General features: G+C 61.6%; 14 protein-coding genes. 11 read left to right on the forward strand and 3 right to left on the reverse strand.

Features of this window, described 5'->3' with window-relative positions; genetic code table 11:
• Positions 1 to 17: 17 nt before the first annotated feature.
• Positions 18 to 719: a TetR/AcrR family transcriptional regulator gene (locus BB934_RS37325; protein WP_099514878.1), complete on the reverse strand. Its 702-nt coding sequence runs from the start codon at positions 717 to 719 to the stop codon at positions 18 to 20.
• 334 nt (positions 720 to 1053) lie between these two features.
• Positions 1054 to 2121, reverse strand: coding sequence for an AraC family transcriptional regulator (locus BB934_RS37330; protein WP_099514768.1), 1068 nt, complete (start codon positions 2119 to 2121; stop codon positions 1054 to 1056).
• Positions 2122 to 2536: 415 nt separating this feature from the next.
• On the opposite strand from BB934_RS37330, the gene BB934_RS37335 reads away from it, so the two are divergent.
• From BB934_RS37335 to BB934_RS37385, 11 genes are all read left to right on the forward strand, one after another.
• The gene (locus BB934_RS37335) at positions 2537 to 4243 is read left to right on the forward strand and encodes a fatty acid--CoA ligase (RefSeq protein WP_099514769.1); all 1707 of its coding nucleotides are present in this window, start codon (positions 2537 to 2539) and stop codon (positions 4241 to 4243) included.
• A gap of 279 nt (positions 4244 to 4522) precedes the next feature.
• Entirely contained in the window at positions 4523 to 5719 is a 1197-nt protein-coding gene (locus BB934_RS37340) for an ABC transporter substrate-binding protein (RefSeq protein WP_418294807.1), read from the forward strand.
• A 151-nt stretch (positions 5720 to 5870) separates the two neighbouring features.
• Positions 5871 to 7040 (forward strand): acyl-CoA dehydrogenase family protein, encoded by a 1170-nt coding sequence (locus BB934_RS37345; protein ID WP_099514771.1) that lies wholly within the window; start codon positions 5871 to 5873, stop codon positions 7038 to 7040.
• An 11-nt stretch (positions 7041 to 7051) separates the two neighbouring features.
• A complete protein-coding gene (locus BB934_RS37350; RefSeq protein WP_099514772.1) occupies positions 7052 to 8161 on the forward strand; it encodes an acyl-CoA dehydrogenase family protein in 1110 nt (369 codons plus the stop codon).
• Positions 8162 to 8290: 129 nt separating this feature from the next.
• Positions 8291 to 9106 (forward strand): SDR family oxidoreductase, encoded by an 816-nt coding sequence (locus BB934_RS37355; RefSeq protein ID WP_099514773.1) that lies wholly within the window; start codon positions 8291 to 8293, stop codon positions 9104 to 9106.
• 44 nt (positions 9107 to 9150) lie between these two features.
• On the forward strand, positions 9151 to 9603 hold the full coding sequence (locus BB934_RS37360; protein WP_237050565.1) for a MaoC family dehydratase: 453 nt from the start codon (positions 9151 to 9153) through the stop codon (positions 9601 to 9603).
• Positions 9600 to 10436 carry an SDR family NAD(P)-dependent oxidoreductase gene (locus tag BB934_RS37365; RefSeq protein ID WP_099514775.1) on the forward strand — a complete coding sequence of 279 codons (837 nt, stop codon included), beginning with the start codon at positions 9600 to 9602 and terminating at the stop codon, positions 10434 to 10436. The genes BB934_RS37360 and BB934_RS37365 overlap by 4 nt, the downstream gene beginning before the upstream one ends.
• A 67-nt stretch (positions 10437 to 10503) precedes the next feature.
• Positions 10504 to 11706: an acetyl-CoA C-acyltransferase gene (locus BB934_RS37370; protein WP_099514776.1), complete on the forward strand. Its 1203-nt coding sequence runs from the start codon at positions 10504 to 10506 to the stop codon at positions 11704 to 11706.
• 248 nt (positions 11707 to 11954) lie between these two features.
• Positions 11955 to 12917: a 3,5-dioxohexanoate:acetyl-CoA acetone transferase gene (gene kce, locus BB934_RS37375; protein ID WP_099514777.1), complete on the forward strand. Its 963-nt coding sequence runs from the start codon at positions 11955 to 11957 to the stop codon at positions 12915 to 12917.
• A 210-nt stretch (positions 12918 to 13127) separates the two neighbouring features.
• Complete coding sequence (locus BB934_RS37380; RefSeq protein WP_099514778.1) at positions 13128 to 13874, forward strand: Crp/Fnr family transcriptional regulator; 747 nt, start codon at positions 13128 to 13130, stop codon at positions 13872 to 13874.
• Between the two features lie 169 nt (positions 13875 to 14043).
• Positions 14044 to 14226 carry a WGR domain-containing protein gene (locus BB934_RS37385; RefSeq protein WP_237050566.1) on the forward strand — a complete coding sequence of 61 codons (183 nt, stop codon included), beginning with the start codon at positions 14044 to 14046 and terminating at the stop codon, positions 14224 to 14226.
• Positions 14227 to 14596: 370 nt separating this feature from the next.
• Here BB934_RS37385 and BB934_RS37390 read toward each other — a convergent pair whose 3' ends face one another.
• Complete coding sequence (locus BB934_RS37390) at positions 14597 to 15661, reverse strand: IS110 family RNA-guided transposase (protein ID WP_099514779.1); 1065 nt, start codon at positions 15659 to 15661, stop codon at positions 14597 to 14599.
• Positions 15662 to 15685: the final 24 nt, after the last annotated feature.

Below are 15685 nucleotides of genomic sequence, written 5' to 3' on the forward strand. Positions count from 1 at the left end.
AATTGGGGGCTGCGAGATCAGGCGGCGCTGGCGGTCGTGCGCTTCGGCTGCGACGTCGAGCGCCCTGGTTTAGCCCGGGATGCGTCCTTTTGAGGGGGCGGCAAGTGCGCGAGAACGGATTTCGTCCGCCGGGCATCAAGACCGATTGCCCGCAGGATTGCGCCGATAGACGGGTTGCGATCTTGGGATGACAGCCTGCCTTGGCCGAGGGCGCGCATCAGCTGGAGAATGATCCCGACGACGATCTCGAGGTTGAGCTCGACAGAGGCCGCGCGGCGCGGCAAGCCCTTTGAGAGCTGCTGGAGGTCCTCGAGGAGGCGGCGGCGGACGACCTCGCCCCATTTGGGACTTGCCAACAAGAACTTTGAGGTAAGCGCCCCCCATCGAGCGTCGTCGAGAGCCTTGTCGATGAATGAGCTGCATCCGAACGCAATACGGAGTGCGGGGTCGTCGAGGGAGAGCCTGACTGGCTGCAGCAATTCGTCGAAAGACCTGACCAACTCCTCCGCGACCGCTGCATTCAGGGCGTCAAGTCCGGTGAAATGGACGTAGAATGTCCCCTTCGCGACCCCAGCCTCCCGGACCACGTCGTCGACGGTGACGGATTCCACCCCCTGCTTCGCATAAAGCGAGTTGGCAGCAGCGATGAGCTGAGCACGGGTTCTCGCGCGCTTCTCGCGCCCGATTTCGGCGCGGCGGATTGGATTGACTTTTGCCATAACTAACGAGGTCCCAAGGTCACATTGCACATAAGTCATATTGACGACAACGTCCAGACTGACCGTGACGGTCGCGATGCATTGCACAGGCGTCCGCCTTCTTCAGTCTTCATGATGACAATCGGATACCTGTTCGAAACTATTGCGTGGACCCGCTTTCTCGAACCTATCCGGACAATAACGCTCCTCACAGGCGACACTTTGAGGAGCAGTGCCCTTCTCTAGCAATTGTTGAGTCATGCATATGGCGTAGAAGCCAAAGTCAAAGCTGTATTCAGCTATTGCGGCGGTCTCTCCTTCGGTTCCTGAGGCCACGTTCTTGCTACGTACTCCGTTACCGTGTGTTTGAGAGCAGCTCTTGCTCCGGCCCTAAGATCGCAGGTCCAATACTCGCCTGCCGGCGAACTGAGCGCGGGCTTGCGCCGAAGCGATGTCGGAATGCTCGCGAGAACGCTGACACCTCGGCATAACCGAGGCTTGCGGCGATCTCTCCGATCGGCTGGCTGCCGCTCTCCAGAAGCGAGCGGGCGAGCCCAAATCGCTCATCGTCGCGCAGTTCGCTGAACGACAGGCCGCGCTCGGCAAGCGCCCGCTGCAAACTCCGCCGGGATATCCTGAGCCGCTCGGCGACGAAGGGAAGATCGGCCCGACCCAGGGCAATGCCGTCGCGGATGGCCATACGGATGGCGTCGCTGACATTGGTGGTGGCCGCCCCCCGCTCCGAGAGGTAATGGGCGTAAGTCGATAGCAGCGCGTGCAAGCGAGGATCAACATCCGCCTTCTCGGCGCGGAGATCGTCACGTCTAAACTCAATTGCGTTCACCGGCGCGTTGAACACGACGGGACACCCCAGAATTTCACGGTATCGTTCCGCACGCTTGGGCTCCGGCATGGCGTGGAGCACCCGAAGCGGTCGCCAGGATGGACCCCGGTGAGCTTGGAGCATCCGTACGAGATACGCGCTGGAGTGACCCGTGAACTGCGTGGCAGGGCCGACGTCCGCGATGATTGACCAGAGGAACGCCGGCGGCTCCCGGTCCTCCACCAGCTCAACCAGAACGCCTCCGACAAGAGATGGCAGTGTCCAGGCGAGGTCGCGGACCGCATCGCGAAAATAGCGCGCGTTCATCAAAAGATAGCCCGGGATGCCGGAGCGCAGTGCCCGGGTTCTCGCCCCCAGCCGGAGACCGAATAGCGGATCGCCGGTGAGGTGAGCTGCGACCTCAAAGTAGGCAACATATTTGCGGAACGCCGTTCTCTGCCCGGGGCGATCTATCACGGTGAGCGGAACATCGATTGCCTGGAAGACCGCTGCAGCGCCGCCGGGAGCGTGCCGTACCGCGTGGTCAAAGCCAGACCAAGCCATCCCATCGACCAATGCTTCCATTTTGAGTGTGGGCATGCCGCAATCTCTCGCCGGGGTCCTGGCGTATAATATCAGAAAATCGGCGCATTGAGACAACTCATGCGCCGTCGCCGATGAATTCCGGCCTGCCGTCGACAGGATCGATCCGAACAGCGGCCCAATGGGCTCGCCACCCTTCGGCAAAGGACAGGGGCATCGCCCTAATCATCGAGCGGCTGTGAGCACGGAACACGGGCATGGAGCAATGGCCCAGAGACGCTCCGGGTAGAACTAATAGACTACGCCACGGCGCATTCTGCCAACAACGTGGCGCATATTGGCAATTCCAGTCCGGACTTCGGTGCCATGCTTACGGCGAGACAATAGCTGCATCCGAACAGGGAAAGAGACCACAGGGTCCCGGGCAGCAAGTCAAACAACATAACTGCCAGCATTAAGGGAGTTTGGCACCATGCCTATATCAGGCAAATCCCTGGCGCGCGACGCAGCCGGCACGGCTCACCAAGCGGCGCCAACGAAGCTGATCGAGAGCACCCCGTCCGCCTATGGCTATCCTCTGCTGATCAAGCACCTGCTTCACACGCCGCTGCGGCACGCTCCGGACCAGGAGATCGTGTACCGCGACCTGGTGCGTTACGATTATCGGACGCTTGCGCAGCGGATCGGACGGCTTGCCAACGGTCTCGCCAGCCTGGGCGTTGGACCGGGCGACACGGTGGGCGTGCTCGACTGGGACAGCCACCGCTACCTGGAAGGTTACTTCGCCGTCCCGAGCATGGGCGCGGTGCTCCACATGGTGAACATCCGCCTGTCGCCGGAACAGATCCTCTACACGATCAATCACGCCGAGGATGACGTTCTCCTGGTCCACGCCGACTTCCTGCCGCTCATCGAGGGCCTCCGGGACCGGATCGAGCGGGTAAGAACGATCATCGTCATGGTCGACGAGGGCAACGTACCCGCCACCCCGCTCGAGATCGCCGCGGAGTACGAGGCGCTGCTCGCCTCCTCGTCCGCCGAGTATGACTTCCCCGACTTCGACGAGAACACCCGCGCCACGACCTTCTACACCACCGGCACGACCGGCCTGCCCAAGGGTGTGTATTTCAGCCATCGCCAGCTTGTCCTGCATACGCTCGCCACGGCGACGGCCCTCGGCACTGCGGCAGAGCAGGGGCGGCTCCATCGCAGCGACGTGTACATGCCGATCACGCCCATGTTCCACGTCCACGCATGGGGGCTGCCGTTCATCGCGACCATGCTGGGCATCAAGCAGGTCTATCCTGGCCGCTATGCTCCCGAAATGCTGCTCAAGCTGATTGAAACCGAGAAGGTGACGTTCTCCCACTGCATCCCGACCCTGCTCCACATGCTTCTCAATTGTCCGGCCAGCGCGAATGTCGACTTCCGGGGGCTGACGATGATCATCGGCGGCTCGGCCCTGCCCAAGGGTCTTGCCCAGGCCGCGCTCGATCGGGGAATCGACATCTACTCGGGTTACGGGATGTCCGAGACCTGTCCCGTCCTGACCTTGGCGCAGCTCACCCCCGCGATGCTCGAGGACCCGGCCGAGCGGCAGATCGACGTCCGGACCCGGACGGGATTGCCTCTCCCCCTGGTCGACCTGCGGGTCGTCGACCCCGAGATGAACGACGTCCCGCACGATGGCAAGTGCACCGGCGAAGTCGTGGTGCGGGCGCCCTGGCTGACGCAGGGCTACTTCAAAGACCCTGGAAATTCGGAGGCGCTCTGGCAGGGCGCTTACCTGCACACCAACGACGTCGGGTACATCGACCCAGCTGGATACTTGCAGATCACCGATCGGCTGAAGGACGTGATCAAAACCGGGGGCGAGTGGATTTCGTCTCTGGAGATCGAGGACATCCTTTCTCAGCATCCAAGCGTCAGCGAGGTCGCGGTCATCGGGGTGCCGGATACGAGATGGGGGGAGCGACCGCTCGCAATCATCGTCCCCAAGGCCGGCCACGAGCAAAGCCTCACCGAGAAGGTCGTCAAGGCCCACATCGCCGCGTACGCCGACAAGGGCATCATCTCCAAGTGGGCTGTGCCAGATCGAATCGTCTTCACGACCGCGATCACGCGAACGAGTGTCGGCAAGACCAACAAGAGGGCCCTGCGAGATCTTTACGCGCCGTAGTCGAGCCAAAGGCCGATGCCGAGGCGGTCTGCTCCTGCGCAAGAGCCTATGAAGTCAGCGCGCTTGTGGTGGAGCGCGCAATCATCGCCCTCAGTGCTTTCGTCTGAGGGCGATGTCCACCACCACGCAACAGAGGGCAGTGTCGTCGGACCAACGGATAAAAACACGAACGGAACTCCCGGGGTATGGGAGCGGGCCGTTCCCGATGACACCGTAGCCTTTTTCTCACGCACTGCCGGATCCGGTCTGGTTCGGGTGAAACAGGAAATGGAGGAAACGATGAGGTTGAGTTTTGTCTGTAGTGTTGTCATGGGGCTGGCCCTGACAGGAGCCGCCCATGCTCAGATATCCGTGAAGCTTGGAGTGTTGAACGACCGATCGGGGGTCTATTCCGACCTGACCGGTGAGGGCTCTGTCGTAGCGGCGCGCATGGCCGTTGAAGACTTCAAGGCTGCCGAGAAGGGGATCACGGTCGACATCGTCGCGGCGGACCATCAGAACAGGCCGGACATCGGCGCCAGCATTACCCGGCAATGGTACGATCAGGACGGCGTTGACGCCATCCTGGACGTCCCGACCTCGTCGGTGGCGCTCGCGGTCAATACCATCACGCGGGAGCGGAACAGGATATTCATCAACTCGGGCGGTGGCACCTCGGATCTGACTGGGCCGCAATGCTCCCCCAACACCGTTCACTGGACCTATGACACCTGGGCGCTGGCGAACGGTACCAGCACCGCAATGGTCCAGCGTGGAGCGGACACGTGGTTCTTCCTCACGGCGGATTATGCGTTCGGACATGCGCTCGAGCGTGACGCCGTGGCTAAGGTCACCAAGGCTGGCGGCAAGGTGCTCGGCACTGTCCGGCATCCCTTCCCCGGCCAGGATTTCGCGTCGTTCATCCTCCAGGCGCAGTCATCGGGAGCAAAGGTCATTGGGTTTGCGAATGCCGGCGGCGACTTCGTCAATGGGATGAAGCAGGCGGCCGAGTTCGGGGTCATCCAGGGCGGCCAGAAGCTCGCCGGGCTTCTGACCACGGTCATAGACGTTCACTCCCTTGGTCTTCAGACAGCTCAGGGCCTGGTGCTGACAGAGGGTTTCTACTGGGACATGAACGACCGGGCCCGGGCCTGGACGAAGCGCTTCGTCGACAAGAGCGGTGGCAAGATACCATCGATGGTTCATGCCGGGGTCTATGACGGGGTTCTTCACTATCTCAAGGCCGTCGAGGCCCTGAAGGACAAGGATGCGACGAAGGTCATAGCCAAAATGAAGGAGACGCCCACAGACGACCTGTTCGGAAAAGGCAGGATCCGTCCGGACGGCCGCAAGATCCATGACATGTACGTCTTCGAGGTCAAGAAACCGAGCGAATCCAAGGGTGAGTGGGATCTCTACAAGGTCATCGCCACAATTCCTGCCGAACAGGCCTTTCGCCCCATGAGCGAGGGTGGCTGTCCGCTCGTGAAGAGCTGATCGAAGCGCATCGGCGAGGGTGGCACCTCCACCCTCGCCGGTCCGCGACGCTGCTTCAGCTCCTTTGGGCCGCATGACAGCCGGAGAGCACTCGTTTTGGTCCTGTCATCGTGATGAGAGCCGGCCAGCAAGGTATCGGGAGAACAAGGAAATGGATCGATTTCGCAAGGAAGTGGCAGATTGGCTGGAGGTCAATTGTCCGGACGAGATGCGCCAGTCCAAACGCAGCGAGGCGGATACCTGCTGGGGCGGACGGCAATGGGCCTTTGCCTCCGAGGCGCAACGCTTTTGGCTGGAGCGCATGGCCGCGCGCGGTTGGACCGTCCCCACTTGGCCGCGCGAGTATGGCGGCGGAGGTTTGAGTCCCGAAGAGGCGGCCATCCTCCAGGAGGAAATGGACCGCATCGGGGCTCGTGCTCCGTTGGAAAATTTCGGCATCTCGATGCTCGGGCCGGCATTGCTCAAGTTCGGCAATGAGGCGCAGAAGCGCGAGCATCTCCCCAAAATCGCGCGGGGCGAGATTCGCTGGTGCCAAGGCTATTCCGAGCCCGGCGCCGGTTCGGACCTCGCGTCTCTGCGGACCCGTGCGGTCGACAACGGAGATCATTTTCTTGTCAACGGACAGAAGATCTGGACCTCCTACGCCGACAAAGCCGACTGGATCTTCTGTCTGGTCAGAACGGATCCGGATGCCAAGAAGCAGCAGGGCATCTCCTTCCTCTTGTTCGACATGGAGACCCCCGGCGTAACGGCGCGTCCTATCCGCCTGATCTCCGGCAAATCACCGTTTTGCGAGACCTTCCTGGAGGACGTGCGGGTACCGAAGGAAAACCTCGTGGGCGAGCTCAACCGCGGGTGGGATGTCGCAAAATATCTGCTCACCCACGAGCGCGAGATGATCGCCAGCGGCGGCAGCAATCTATTCGACGTTCATTTGTTGGACGATGCAGCCGCCAAGGCAGCGAGCAAGAACGGCGAGCTGCACGACAAGCTGCTTCGAGCCAGGATCGCCGAGGCTGCCGTTGACACTTATGCATTCGAAGCAACCAGGGAGCGCTACATTGCCGAGGCCAATGCGGGGCGGGAGATCGGCGCGCGCTCGGCTGTTCTGAAATACCAGGGAACCGAGCTGAACAAGCGCCGGCTTGCACTGCTGATGTCACTTGGCGGCGTCGACGCACTCGCCTGGGATGAAAACTTGGAGACCGACAGCGCAGCAGGACTGTGGCTGCGCAGCCGTGGCAATTCAATCGAGGGCGGCACCTCGGAGATCATGCTCGAGATCATCTCGAAGTCCATTCTTCAACTTCCTACCGCCTGAGGAGTGCAGCAATGAACCAGGAAGAACGAGAGATGCTGCAGGACAGCGCACGCAGCTTTATCTCGGAGTGCTCGCCTCTCGCATCGCTACGTGCAATCCGCGATGGCGCTGACATGCGTGGCTATCATCCAGAGTTCTGGCGGCAGGCCTGTGCGTTGGGGTGGTCAGGTATTACGGCGCCAGTCGCAAGCGGCGGCTCCGAACTCGGGGTCACAGGTGCCGGTATTGTCGCCAGAGAGATGGGGCGTCGACTGGTCTTGTCGTCGTTCATCTCGTCCTCCGTCATGTCGGTGATGGCCCTCTCAGGCGTTGAAGGAGTGGCCGAGGACCGGTTGGCGCGGATCGCGACCGGCGACGCGTCGGTCGCAGTAGCGGTCGAACATATCAGCATTCAACAAGGTCAGCGGCTGAAGGCCAGGCGCGGCAAAGACGGCTACAACCTGACTGGCACCCTTGCGGCTGTCCCGGACGGACACATTGCCGATGCCCTGTTTGTCGCCGCAACGGCCGATGATGAAGGCCAGGAGCCGTTGCTGTTCCTGGTTGAGGGAATACCCGAAGGGCTTATCCGCCAAGTGCGCAAGCTCGTCGACGGGCGACGTGTTTGCGACCTGCATCTTGAAGGAATTCCGGCCGGCGCGCCGCTCTCCTTGAAGAGCGGACAGGCCCCGAGGGAACTCGTCGAGCGTGTCCTCGACGCAGGTCGGATATGTGTAGCGGCTCGATTATGTGGAACGGCGGAGGCAGCTTTCGAGCGCACGCTCGACTATCTTAAGGAGCGCCAGCAGTTCGGCCGCCCCATCGGGTCCTTTCAGGCCCTCCAGCATCGGGCTGCGCACCTCCACTGCCAAATCGAGGACGCATGGTCTGCGACCTTGAAGGCGATGAGAGCCTTCGACGATGAGGCCACTGACCGGGCATTCACGACCGCTGTAGCCAAAGCGAAAGCCAGCGACGTGGCCTGTCGTGTCACGGCGGAATGCCTCCAACTGCATGGAGGTATTGGCATGACGGATGAATGCGACATCGGCCTTTATCTGAAATATGCGCATGTCGATGCGGAGTGGCTTGGAAGCGTCACCTTCCATACTGACCGTGTGGCACGTCATCTCGGCTACTAGAGCGACTTCTATCGCCGGAAAATGCTCCGCACGATTCGCTCAGCAAGGAAAGAAGCATCGGATGGACTCCGAAAAGTGCAAGTCCACTATTCTCATCCGAGACTCTAGGAGCGTTAAAGGAGGAGCACTTTGAAAAAACTGGAATCGCTCTTTTCTGTGCGGGGCAAAACCGCTCTGGTGACAGGCGGCGCGACCGGAATTGGCAGGATTTGCGCCGAGACGCTGGTGGCCGCGGGTGCACGAGTGCTGATCGCGTCCCGCAAGGCCGATCAGTGCCGGAAAGTGGCGGATGAACTGGCAGCCCAGGGCGCATGCGAGGGGTTCGGCGGCGATGTCGCGACGGAAGCCGGTGTCAACGCTCTGACCCAGGAGGTTCGCCAGCGCACGGAGCGCCTCGACATTCTGGTCAACAATGCCGGCACGACCTGGGGAGCTCCCTTCGAGAAGTTTGACTGGGCCGCCTGGGAAAAGGTGTTGTCAGTCAATCTCGTCGGGCTGTTCACCCTGACCCGCAACCTGATGCCGATGCTCATCGCTTCCGCAAAACCCGGCGATCCGTCGCGGGTCGTCAACATCGGTTCGATGACGGGGACTTTGCCTCTGGCTGACGGCGCCTATTCTTATGCGACATCGAAGGCTGCCGTGCATCACCTAACACGTATCCTAGCCAACGAATTCGCCGAACGCGGCGTCAATGTGAACACAATTGCCCCCGGTCCCTTCAATACGCGTATGACAGCCTTCGCGCTGGGAGAGGAACCGAAGCGCGAACATGCGGCTTCTACAGTTCCCGTGGGGCGCATTGGAGAGCCCCACGACCTCGCAGCCAGCATTCTCTATCTGTGCGGAGCAGGCGGAGGCTTCGTCACCGGCGCAATCCTGCCTCTCGATGGCGGCTTGTCGGTTCAGACTCGGAAGCACATGTTCCGGGAGGATGAAGCATGAGTGTGCAGACCAGCAGTCCGGTTCTGTCCAGGACAGTTGCGGAGATGCACGAACTGGTCGGCGCTTCAGTCGGCATCTCAAACTGGCTTTTGGTCGATCAGAGCCGCATCAACGGCTTCGCAGACGTTACCGAGGACCAGCAGTTCATTCACGTCGACCCGGAGGCTGCAGCGTCGGGGCCGTTCGGAGACACCATAGCGCATGGTTTCCTGTCGCTCTCCTTGCTTTCGCGGATGGCTGAGACGGGCCTCCCCAAGATCGACGGCGTGACGACCAGCCTAAACTATGGGTTCGATCGGATCCGGTTCCTCAACCCTGTCCCTTCGGGTTCGCGAATCCGGGCCAGGTTCACGCTCGACAAGGTCACGCCACGCGGCGGAGGGCAGACGCTGTTCCACTACACGGTAGAGGTCGAGATTGAGGGCAGTCATCGTCCGGCATTGGCCGCCGACTGGCTCGTGCTGACCATTTCACAGGAAAAGGAGGATTCAGAATGAGCGGCTTCCAAGGGAGGGTGGCGATCGTCACCGGCGCCGGGGCTGGGCTTGGGCGTAGCCATGCACTCGGGCTTGCAAAAGCGGGCGCCAAGGTTGTGGTCAGTGACATTTCCAGGGATGCTGCCGCGGCGGTGGCCGCAGAAATCACGGACATGGGTGCTGAGGCAATGGCGGCGGCGGCCGATGTCGCAAACGGGGATCAGGTGCGCGCGATGGTGGAGAAGGCCGTCGCTGCCTGGGGTCGGATCGACATCCTCGTCAACAATGCGGGCATCTTGCGTGACAAGAGTTTCGGCAAGCTCGATCCGGTCGATTTCGCGCTGGTCATGAAAGTGCATGTCATGGGCACCTTCAACTGCACCCAAGCTGTCTGGGATCAAATGCGGCAGCAAGGCTACGGCCGCATCCTGTTCACCTCATCGGCCTCTGGCCTGTACGGGAATTTCGGCCAAGCGAACTACGGTGCCGCGAAGGCGGCCATGGTCGGGCTGATGAATGTCCTGCACATCGAAGGTGCCAAATACGACATCCGCGTGAACACCCTGGCTCCGACGGCCGCGACCCAGATGACGGTCGGCCTTGTTTCGGACGAGGTCGCGGCGCTGCTTGCGCCAGAGACGGTCACGCCAGCGGTACTCTATCTGGTCAGCGAACAGGCGCCATCACGCATGATCATGGGCGCCGGGGCGGGCGTTTTCGCTGTCACGCATATCCGCGAGACCGAAGGCGTGTTTCTGCCGGAAGGGGAGCGAACTCCCGAGCGCATCGCTGCCCGGATCGCTGAAATCACTGACACGTCAGGCGAACGTATCCTCGATAGCGCATTCGACTAGACCAACAAATTCGCCACGATCGCCGCGCGGTCGCTGGCAGGCAACCCGATCGAGAAGGTGAAGTGACATGAGAGACGCCGTCATCGTATCCACTGCGCGCACGCCGATCGGCAAGGCCTATCGCGGCGCGTTCAACGACACGCAGGCTCAGGAACTTGGTGGCCATGTGATTGCTCACGCTGTGTCCCGCGCGGGTGTCGAACCAGGCGAAGTTGATGATGTTGTTATGGGCGCGGCGATCCAGCAGGGCTCGACGCACATGAACATCGCCCGGCAGGCAGCCATTCGTGCCGGCCTGCCGACATCTGTCGCAGGCATGTCCGTTGACCGCCAGTGCGCTTCCGGCCTCATGGCGATCGCCATAGCCGCCAAGCAGATCATTGCCGACGGCATGACAGTGACCGTCGGGGGCGGGGTGGAGTCGATCTCGCTCGTTCAGGCGCCGAAGATGAATGTCGACCGTTTCCAGGACCCGTGGCTGGTTCACCATCGGCCGGACCTGTACATGACGATGCTGGAGACCGCTGAAATCGTTGCTGAGCGGTACGGAGTCTCGCGAGAGCGTCAGGATGAGTTTTCCCTGCAGTCGCAGCAGCGCACCGCGACCGCCCAGAAGGCTGGTCGTTTTGATGCCGAGATCGTCCCGCTGAAGAGCATGATGAAGGTCATCGACAAGGCGACAGGCGCGGAGAGTCGCGTGGAAGTGACGCTCGACCGCGATGAGGGCAACCGCCCTGACACGACGCTCGAGGGTCTCAGTGCCCTTAAGCCGGTACTCAGTGGCGGCATGAAAGTCGCTCAGGGCAGATACATTACGGCGGGAAATGCCTCACAGCTGTCAGACGGCGCCTCGGCAAGCCTGCTCATGGAAGCCAGGGCGGCAGAAAAGCGAGGACTGCAGCCGCTCGGTATCTATCGTGGGATTGCGGTTGCCGGCTGCGATCCGGAGGAAATGGGGATCGGCCCGATCTTTGCCGTGCCGAAGCTGCTCAAGCAGCACGGATTGTCCGTCAAGGATATCGGCCTATGGGAATTGAACGAGGCATTTGCCGTTCAGGCTCTGTATTGCCGTGACAAACTGGGCATCGATCCCGAAATCTACAATGTCAATGGCGGTGGCATTTCCATCGGTCATCCCTACGGAATGTCGGGAGCGCGGCTCGTCGGTCACGCGCTCATCGAGGGCAAGCGGCGCGGTGCCCGCTACGTGGTCGTGACCATGTGCGTTGGCGGCGGCATGGGCGCGGCCGGCCTGTTCGAGATCTGCTGATGGCACCGTCAAGTTGTCTGACGTGTCATTCAACTTCGAACCCAGACTCCGTCTCATGCTCCGCACAGACCTCCGAGTGGCTTGCGGTTTTTGCTCAGGGTGAGAGGGTCACGACCGGCGCCAACTGTGACCCTCTGTTATAGCTATTTGTTTCGAATGTTCAGCCGGTTGCGCCTGCTCTGAGAGGGTCAACGTTTCCGAGCCGATTTACATTCGAGGACTGAGCCGCCCCACCGGAGGAGAAGGCCTTGTCTGACGTAACTGCCCCCAAGCCGAAGAAGCCTTCGGCGAAGATCATCATCACCTGCGCCGTGACCGGCGGCATTCACACGCCGACCATGTCGGATGCGCTGCCGTATCGCCCCGAGGACATTGCAAGGGAGGCAATCGCCGCCGCGGAGGCCGGGGCGTCCATCCTTCACCTCCATGCGCGCGATCCGAAGGATGGCCGGCCCACGCCGGACCCCAACGTGTTCATGCAGTTCCTGCCGCGTATCAAGCAATCGACGAACGCGATCATCAACATCACGACCGGCGGCGGGCTGAACATGACGGTCGAGGACCGCCTCGCGGCGCCGCTCGTCGCCAAGCCGGAGATGTGCTCGCTGAACATGGGCTCAATGAACTTCGGCATCTACCCGATGGCGGATCGCTACAAGGACTGGAAGTTCGACTGGGAGGAACCCTATCTCCGCCATACCGACGACTTCATCTTCCGCAACACCTTCCGCGACATTGAGCGCATCCTGAAGATGCTCGGCGAGGAGCACGGCACCCGCTTCGAGCACGAGTGCTACGATGTCGGCCATCTCTACAACGTGGCGCATTTCGTGGACCGGGGACTGCTCAAGCCGCCCTTCTTTGTGCAGATGATCTTCGGCATCCTGGGCGGGATCGGCGCTGACCTCGACAACCTGCTGTTCATGAAGCGCACCGCCGACAAGATCTTCGGTGATAACTATCAGTGGTCAGTGCTCGCCGCTGGGCGCCACCAGATGAACTTCGCGACTCAGGCCGCATTGCTGGGCGGAAGCGTGCGGGTCGGGCTCGAGGACAGCCTCTACATCGGCAAGGGCATGCTTGCCTCCTCCAACGCCGAGCAGGTGTCCAAGATCCGCCGCATCCTAGAGGAGCTCGGCCATGAGATCGCTACTCCGGACGAGGCGCGCGTCATGCTGGGCCTCAAGGGCGGTGACCGTGTCGACTTCTGAGAGGAGGTCCCAATGAGCTGGCAGCCCCAATCCGATCGGCGGCTTCTCGGTCAATCACTCGGACATCTCGTCCATTGGATATGATCTCCAGTGTCCGGAATGCATCATGGTCTCTCCCCCGAGCCGTACCCCTTGCGTCAGTCGGATCCATGACCGTTCTGGTATGATTGGCATCCGGACGCGCGGTCTGGGCGATGGGAGACTGTCGCCATGGCTCAGGCGATGAAAGTCGAGGAACAGACGAACCAACTCCTGGCGGCTGTGGCGCCGGAGGACTTTGCCTTCCTCGCACCTCACCTTGAACTCGTCGCGCTGACCCGTGGACAGGTGCTCTATGAGCCCGGTGACGTCATCCACTACGCCTACTTTCCGCACCGGGCCGTAATCTCGCTCGTGAATGTCCTGAATGATGGTCGGACCGTCGAGGTGGGGGTGTTCGGGCGCGGGGCCGTGATGGGCCTGCTGAGTGCGTCGACCACGCGGGAATCCTTTGGCCGCTATGTCGTGCAGATGTCCGGCTCCGCCTCGCGCATCCCCGTCGATCGCCTCGAGGAGGTGAGGAACGCCCGGCCCAAACTGCGGCAGTTGATTGCCGGCTATGGCAAGGTCCTGCTCGCACACACGTTCCAACTGCTGACCTGCAATGCCGTTCATCCGGTGGAAGCGCGCTGCTGCCGCTGGATCCTCATGCTGCACCTGCATCTCGGCCAGGACACGCTGCCGCTCACGCACGAGTTCCTGGCCGAGATGCTGGGGGTGCAACGCTCCACGGTGAGCGCCGTGACCAAAACCCTCCAGACCGCTGGGCTGATCCGGCAGAACCGCGGCAGCATCACTGTGACCGACTGGACCGGTCTCGAAGCGAGGACCTGCGAATGCTACGGCCGGATCCTGCACATTTATCGGCGTCTGCTGCGACCCACCCCTGACCTGCCACAGGATCGGTCTCAACCGTGATCGCCCTGATGGCCAAACCCTGCAGCCGCAAAAAGGGTCCGTCGCAAGTGGGCGTTTAAAGTTTTGGATCCGTGCGGTTGAGATGATGACCCGAGTAATTCGCAGGAGGATTTTATGGAACTGGATGCGGCGTCATCTGAGCATATTTGGAAGATACACGCTCCAGCGCATGGAAGTTGAGCAGAGCGCCAGTTTGCGGGATGTGTTCGGAACCGTGCGCTTGGTGCACAACTGGGGCCGGATCGGCATTAACGGGCAAGAGAAGGTTGAGGAATTCGCCGGCGAGGTCGAGGTCATTGTGAGCGCCATATTCAGCAATCAAAATGGCCCGGGGTATCCCGGGCCCCTTTAGCTGCTGTTGCTGCGGCGATCTTAGTAGGCGCCAAACTTGAAGTTCAGCTTGGCCCGGGCGACGAAGAAGTCCTGCTCGTCATCGTCGCGCGGGTGTTGTCATGTCTGGATGGCGCCCGTTTGGCAATGTGATTGTTGATGACGTTTGGGCCTAGCGGGGCGGGTGCGGTCATGTCTCCGGCCTTTAAGCGCGGTGCTGCATGACCACAGGCCCTGATGTTTTACGCTGAACCTGGTCCCTTTCACGTTATCGCGCTCGACTGGCGCAAGACAACACCACGGGTTTGCCAGTTCCGGCGGTCCATGTCCGCTTTGGCTTCACATCATCTCATCATCACCGTGCCAACTGGATGCCCCGAGGGGCGAATAATCTAAGCTGCCGTGTATGATGCCGTCGGCGCGGCAGCTCCCTTGTTCCCAGGCTGGTAAGCCGTGCTCCTGGCCATCACCGCCCAGGCGATCCGGGCGATCTTGTTGGCCAGCGCGACGGCCACCACCTCGAACGGCTTCTTGGCCAGAAGCGACCGGGCCCAGTCCGCCAAGACCGTCTTGGTCTTGCCGGACTTCATGCTGTAGAGCGCCGCGTGCGCTCCCACGACCAGCAGCTTGCGCAGATGCCGGTTGCCCATCTTGGAGATGGAGCCAAGCCGCGGCTTGCCGCCGGTTGAGTGCTGCCGCGGCACGAGGCCGAGATAGGCGGCAAACTCCCGACTGCCCTGGAACAGGCTGGCGTCCGGGATGCTGGAGGAGAGACAAGAGGCCACAATCGGGCCGATGCCCGGAATGCCGGCGAGCCTCGTGCTGACTGGATCGCTGCGGTGGGCCGCCAGAATGGCCTTGTCGAGCTTGGCAATCTGCGCCTCGATCTCCATCAGCATCGCTGCCAGAGGCTGGAGCGCTATCCGGGCCGTATCCGGCAGATCCGGGTTGGTCTCGTCCTGAAGATAGGCGATCAGCTGGCGCGTGTTGCGAGCGCCCTGCGCCACCACGATGCCCAGCTCTGCAAAGTGACCGCGCAGGGCATTGATCAAGGCCGTCCGCTGCCCGATCAGAAGATCGCGGGCTCCATGCAGCATGAGGGTGCTCTGCTGCTGCGGGCTCTTGACCGGGACGAAGCGCATCGACGGCCGTGTGACGGCTTCGCAGATCGCCGCCGCGTCCGCGGCATCATTCTTCTGTCGGCGCAGATAGGGTTTGACGTAGGCGGGCGGGATCAAGCGGACATCGTGCCCGAAGGCCATGAGCGTGCGCGCCCAGTGATGAGCGGTCGCGCAGGCCTCCAATCCGATCAGGCAAGGGGAAAGGGTTTTGAAGAAACCTGGAACCTGGCTGCGCCACAGCACCTTGCGCAGGACGATCTTTCCACTTCTGTCGACGCCGTGGACCTGGAAGACGTTCTTTGCGATATCATGGCCGATCGTGGCAATCTCTGGCATGATGAGGGGTTCCTCTCCGGTTCT

Source organism: Microvirga ossetica, assembly GCF_002741015.1.
Classification (GTDB): Bacteria; Pseudomonadota; Alphaproteobacteria; order Rhizobiales; family Beijerinckiaceae; genus Microvirga; species Microvirga ossetica.

Bases quoted from the DNA above. Each gene is read 5' to 3' on its own strand.
- BB934_RS37365 (WP_099514775.1), top strand. From the start codon at position 9,600: ATGAGCGGCTTCCAAGGGAGGGTGGCGATCGTCACCGGCGCCGGGGCT.
- BB934_RS37340 (WP_418294807.1), top strand. From the start codon at position 4,523: ATGAGGTTGAGTTTTGTCTGTAGTGTTGTCATGGGGCTGGCCCTGACA.
- BB934_RS37350 (WP_099514772.1), top strand. From the start codon at position 7,052: ATGAACCAGGAAGAACGAGAGATGCTGCAGGACAGCGCACGCAGCTTT.
- BB934_RS37360 (WP_237050565.1), top strand. From the start codon at position 9,151: ATGCACGAACTGGTCGGCGCTTCAGTCGGCATCTCAAACTGGCTTTTG.
- BB934_RS37345 (WP_099514771.1), top strand. From the start codon at position 5,871: ATGGATCGATTTCGCAAGGAAGTGGCAGATTGGCTGGAGGTCAATTGT.
- BB934_RS37390 (WP_099514779.1), bottom strand. From the start codon at position 15,661: ATGCCAGAGATTGCCACGATCGGCCATGATATCGCAAAGAACGTCTTC.
- BB934_RS37335 (WP_099514769.1), top strand. From the start codon at position 2,537: ATGCCTATATCAGGCAAATCCCTGGCGCGCGACGCAGCCGGCACGGCT.
- BB934_RS37380 (WP_099514778.1), top strand. From the start codon at position 13,128: ATGGCTCAGGCGATGAAAGTCGAGGAACAGACGAACCAACTCCTGGCG.
- BB934_RS37330 (WP_099514768.1), bottom strand. From the start codon at position 2,121: ATGCCCACACTCAAAATGGAAGCATTGGTCGATGGGATGGCTTGGTCT.
- BB934_RS37370 (WP_099514776.1), top strand. From the start codon at position 10,504: ATGAGAGACGCCGTCATCGTATCCACTGCGCGCACGCCGATCGGCAAG.
- BB934_RS37385 (WP_237050566.1), top strand. From the start codon at position 14,044: ATGGAAGTTGAGCAGAGCGCCAGTTTGCGGGATGTGTTCGGAACCGTG.
- BB934_RS37325 (WP_099514878.1), bottom strand. From the start codon at position 719: ATGGCAAAAGTCAATCCAATCCGCCGCGCCGAAATCGGGCGCGAGAAG.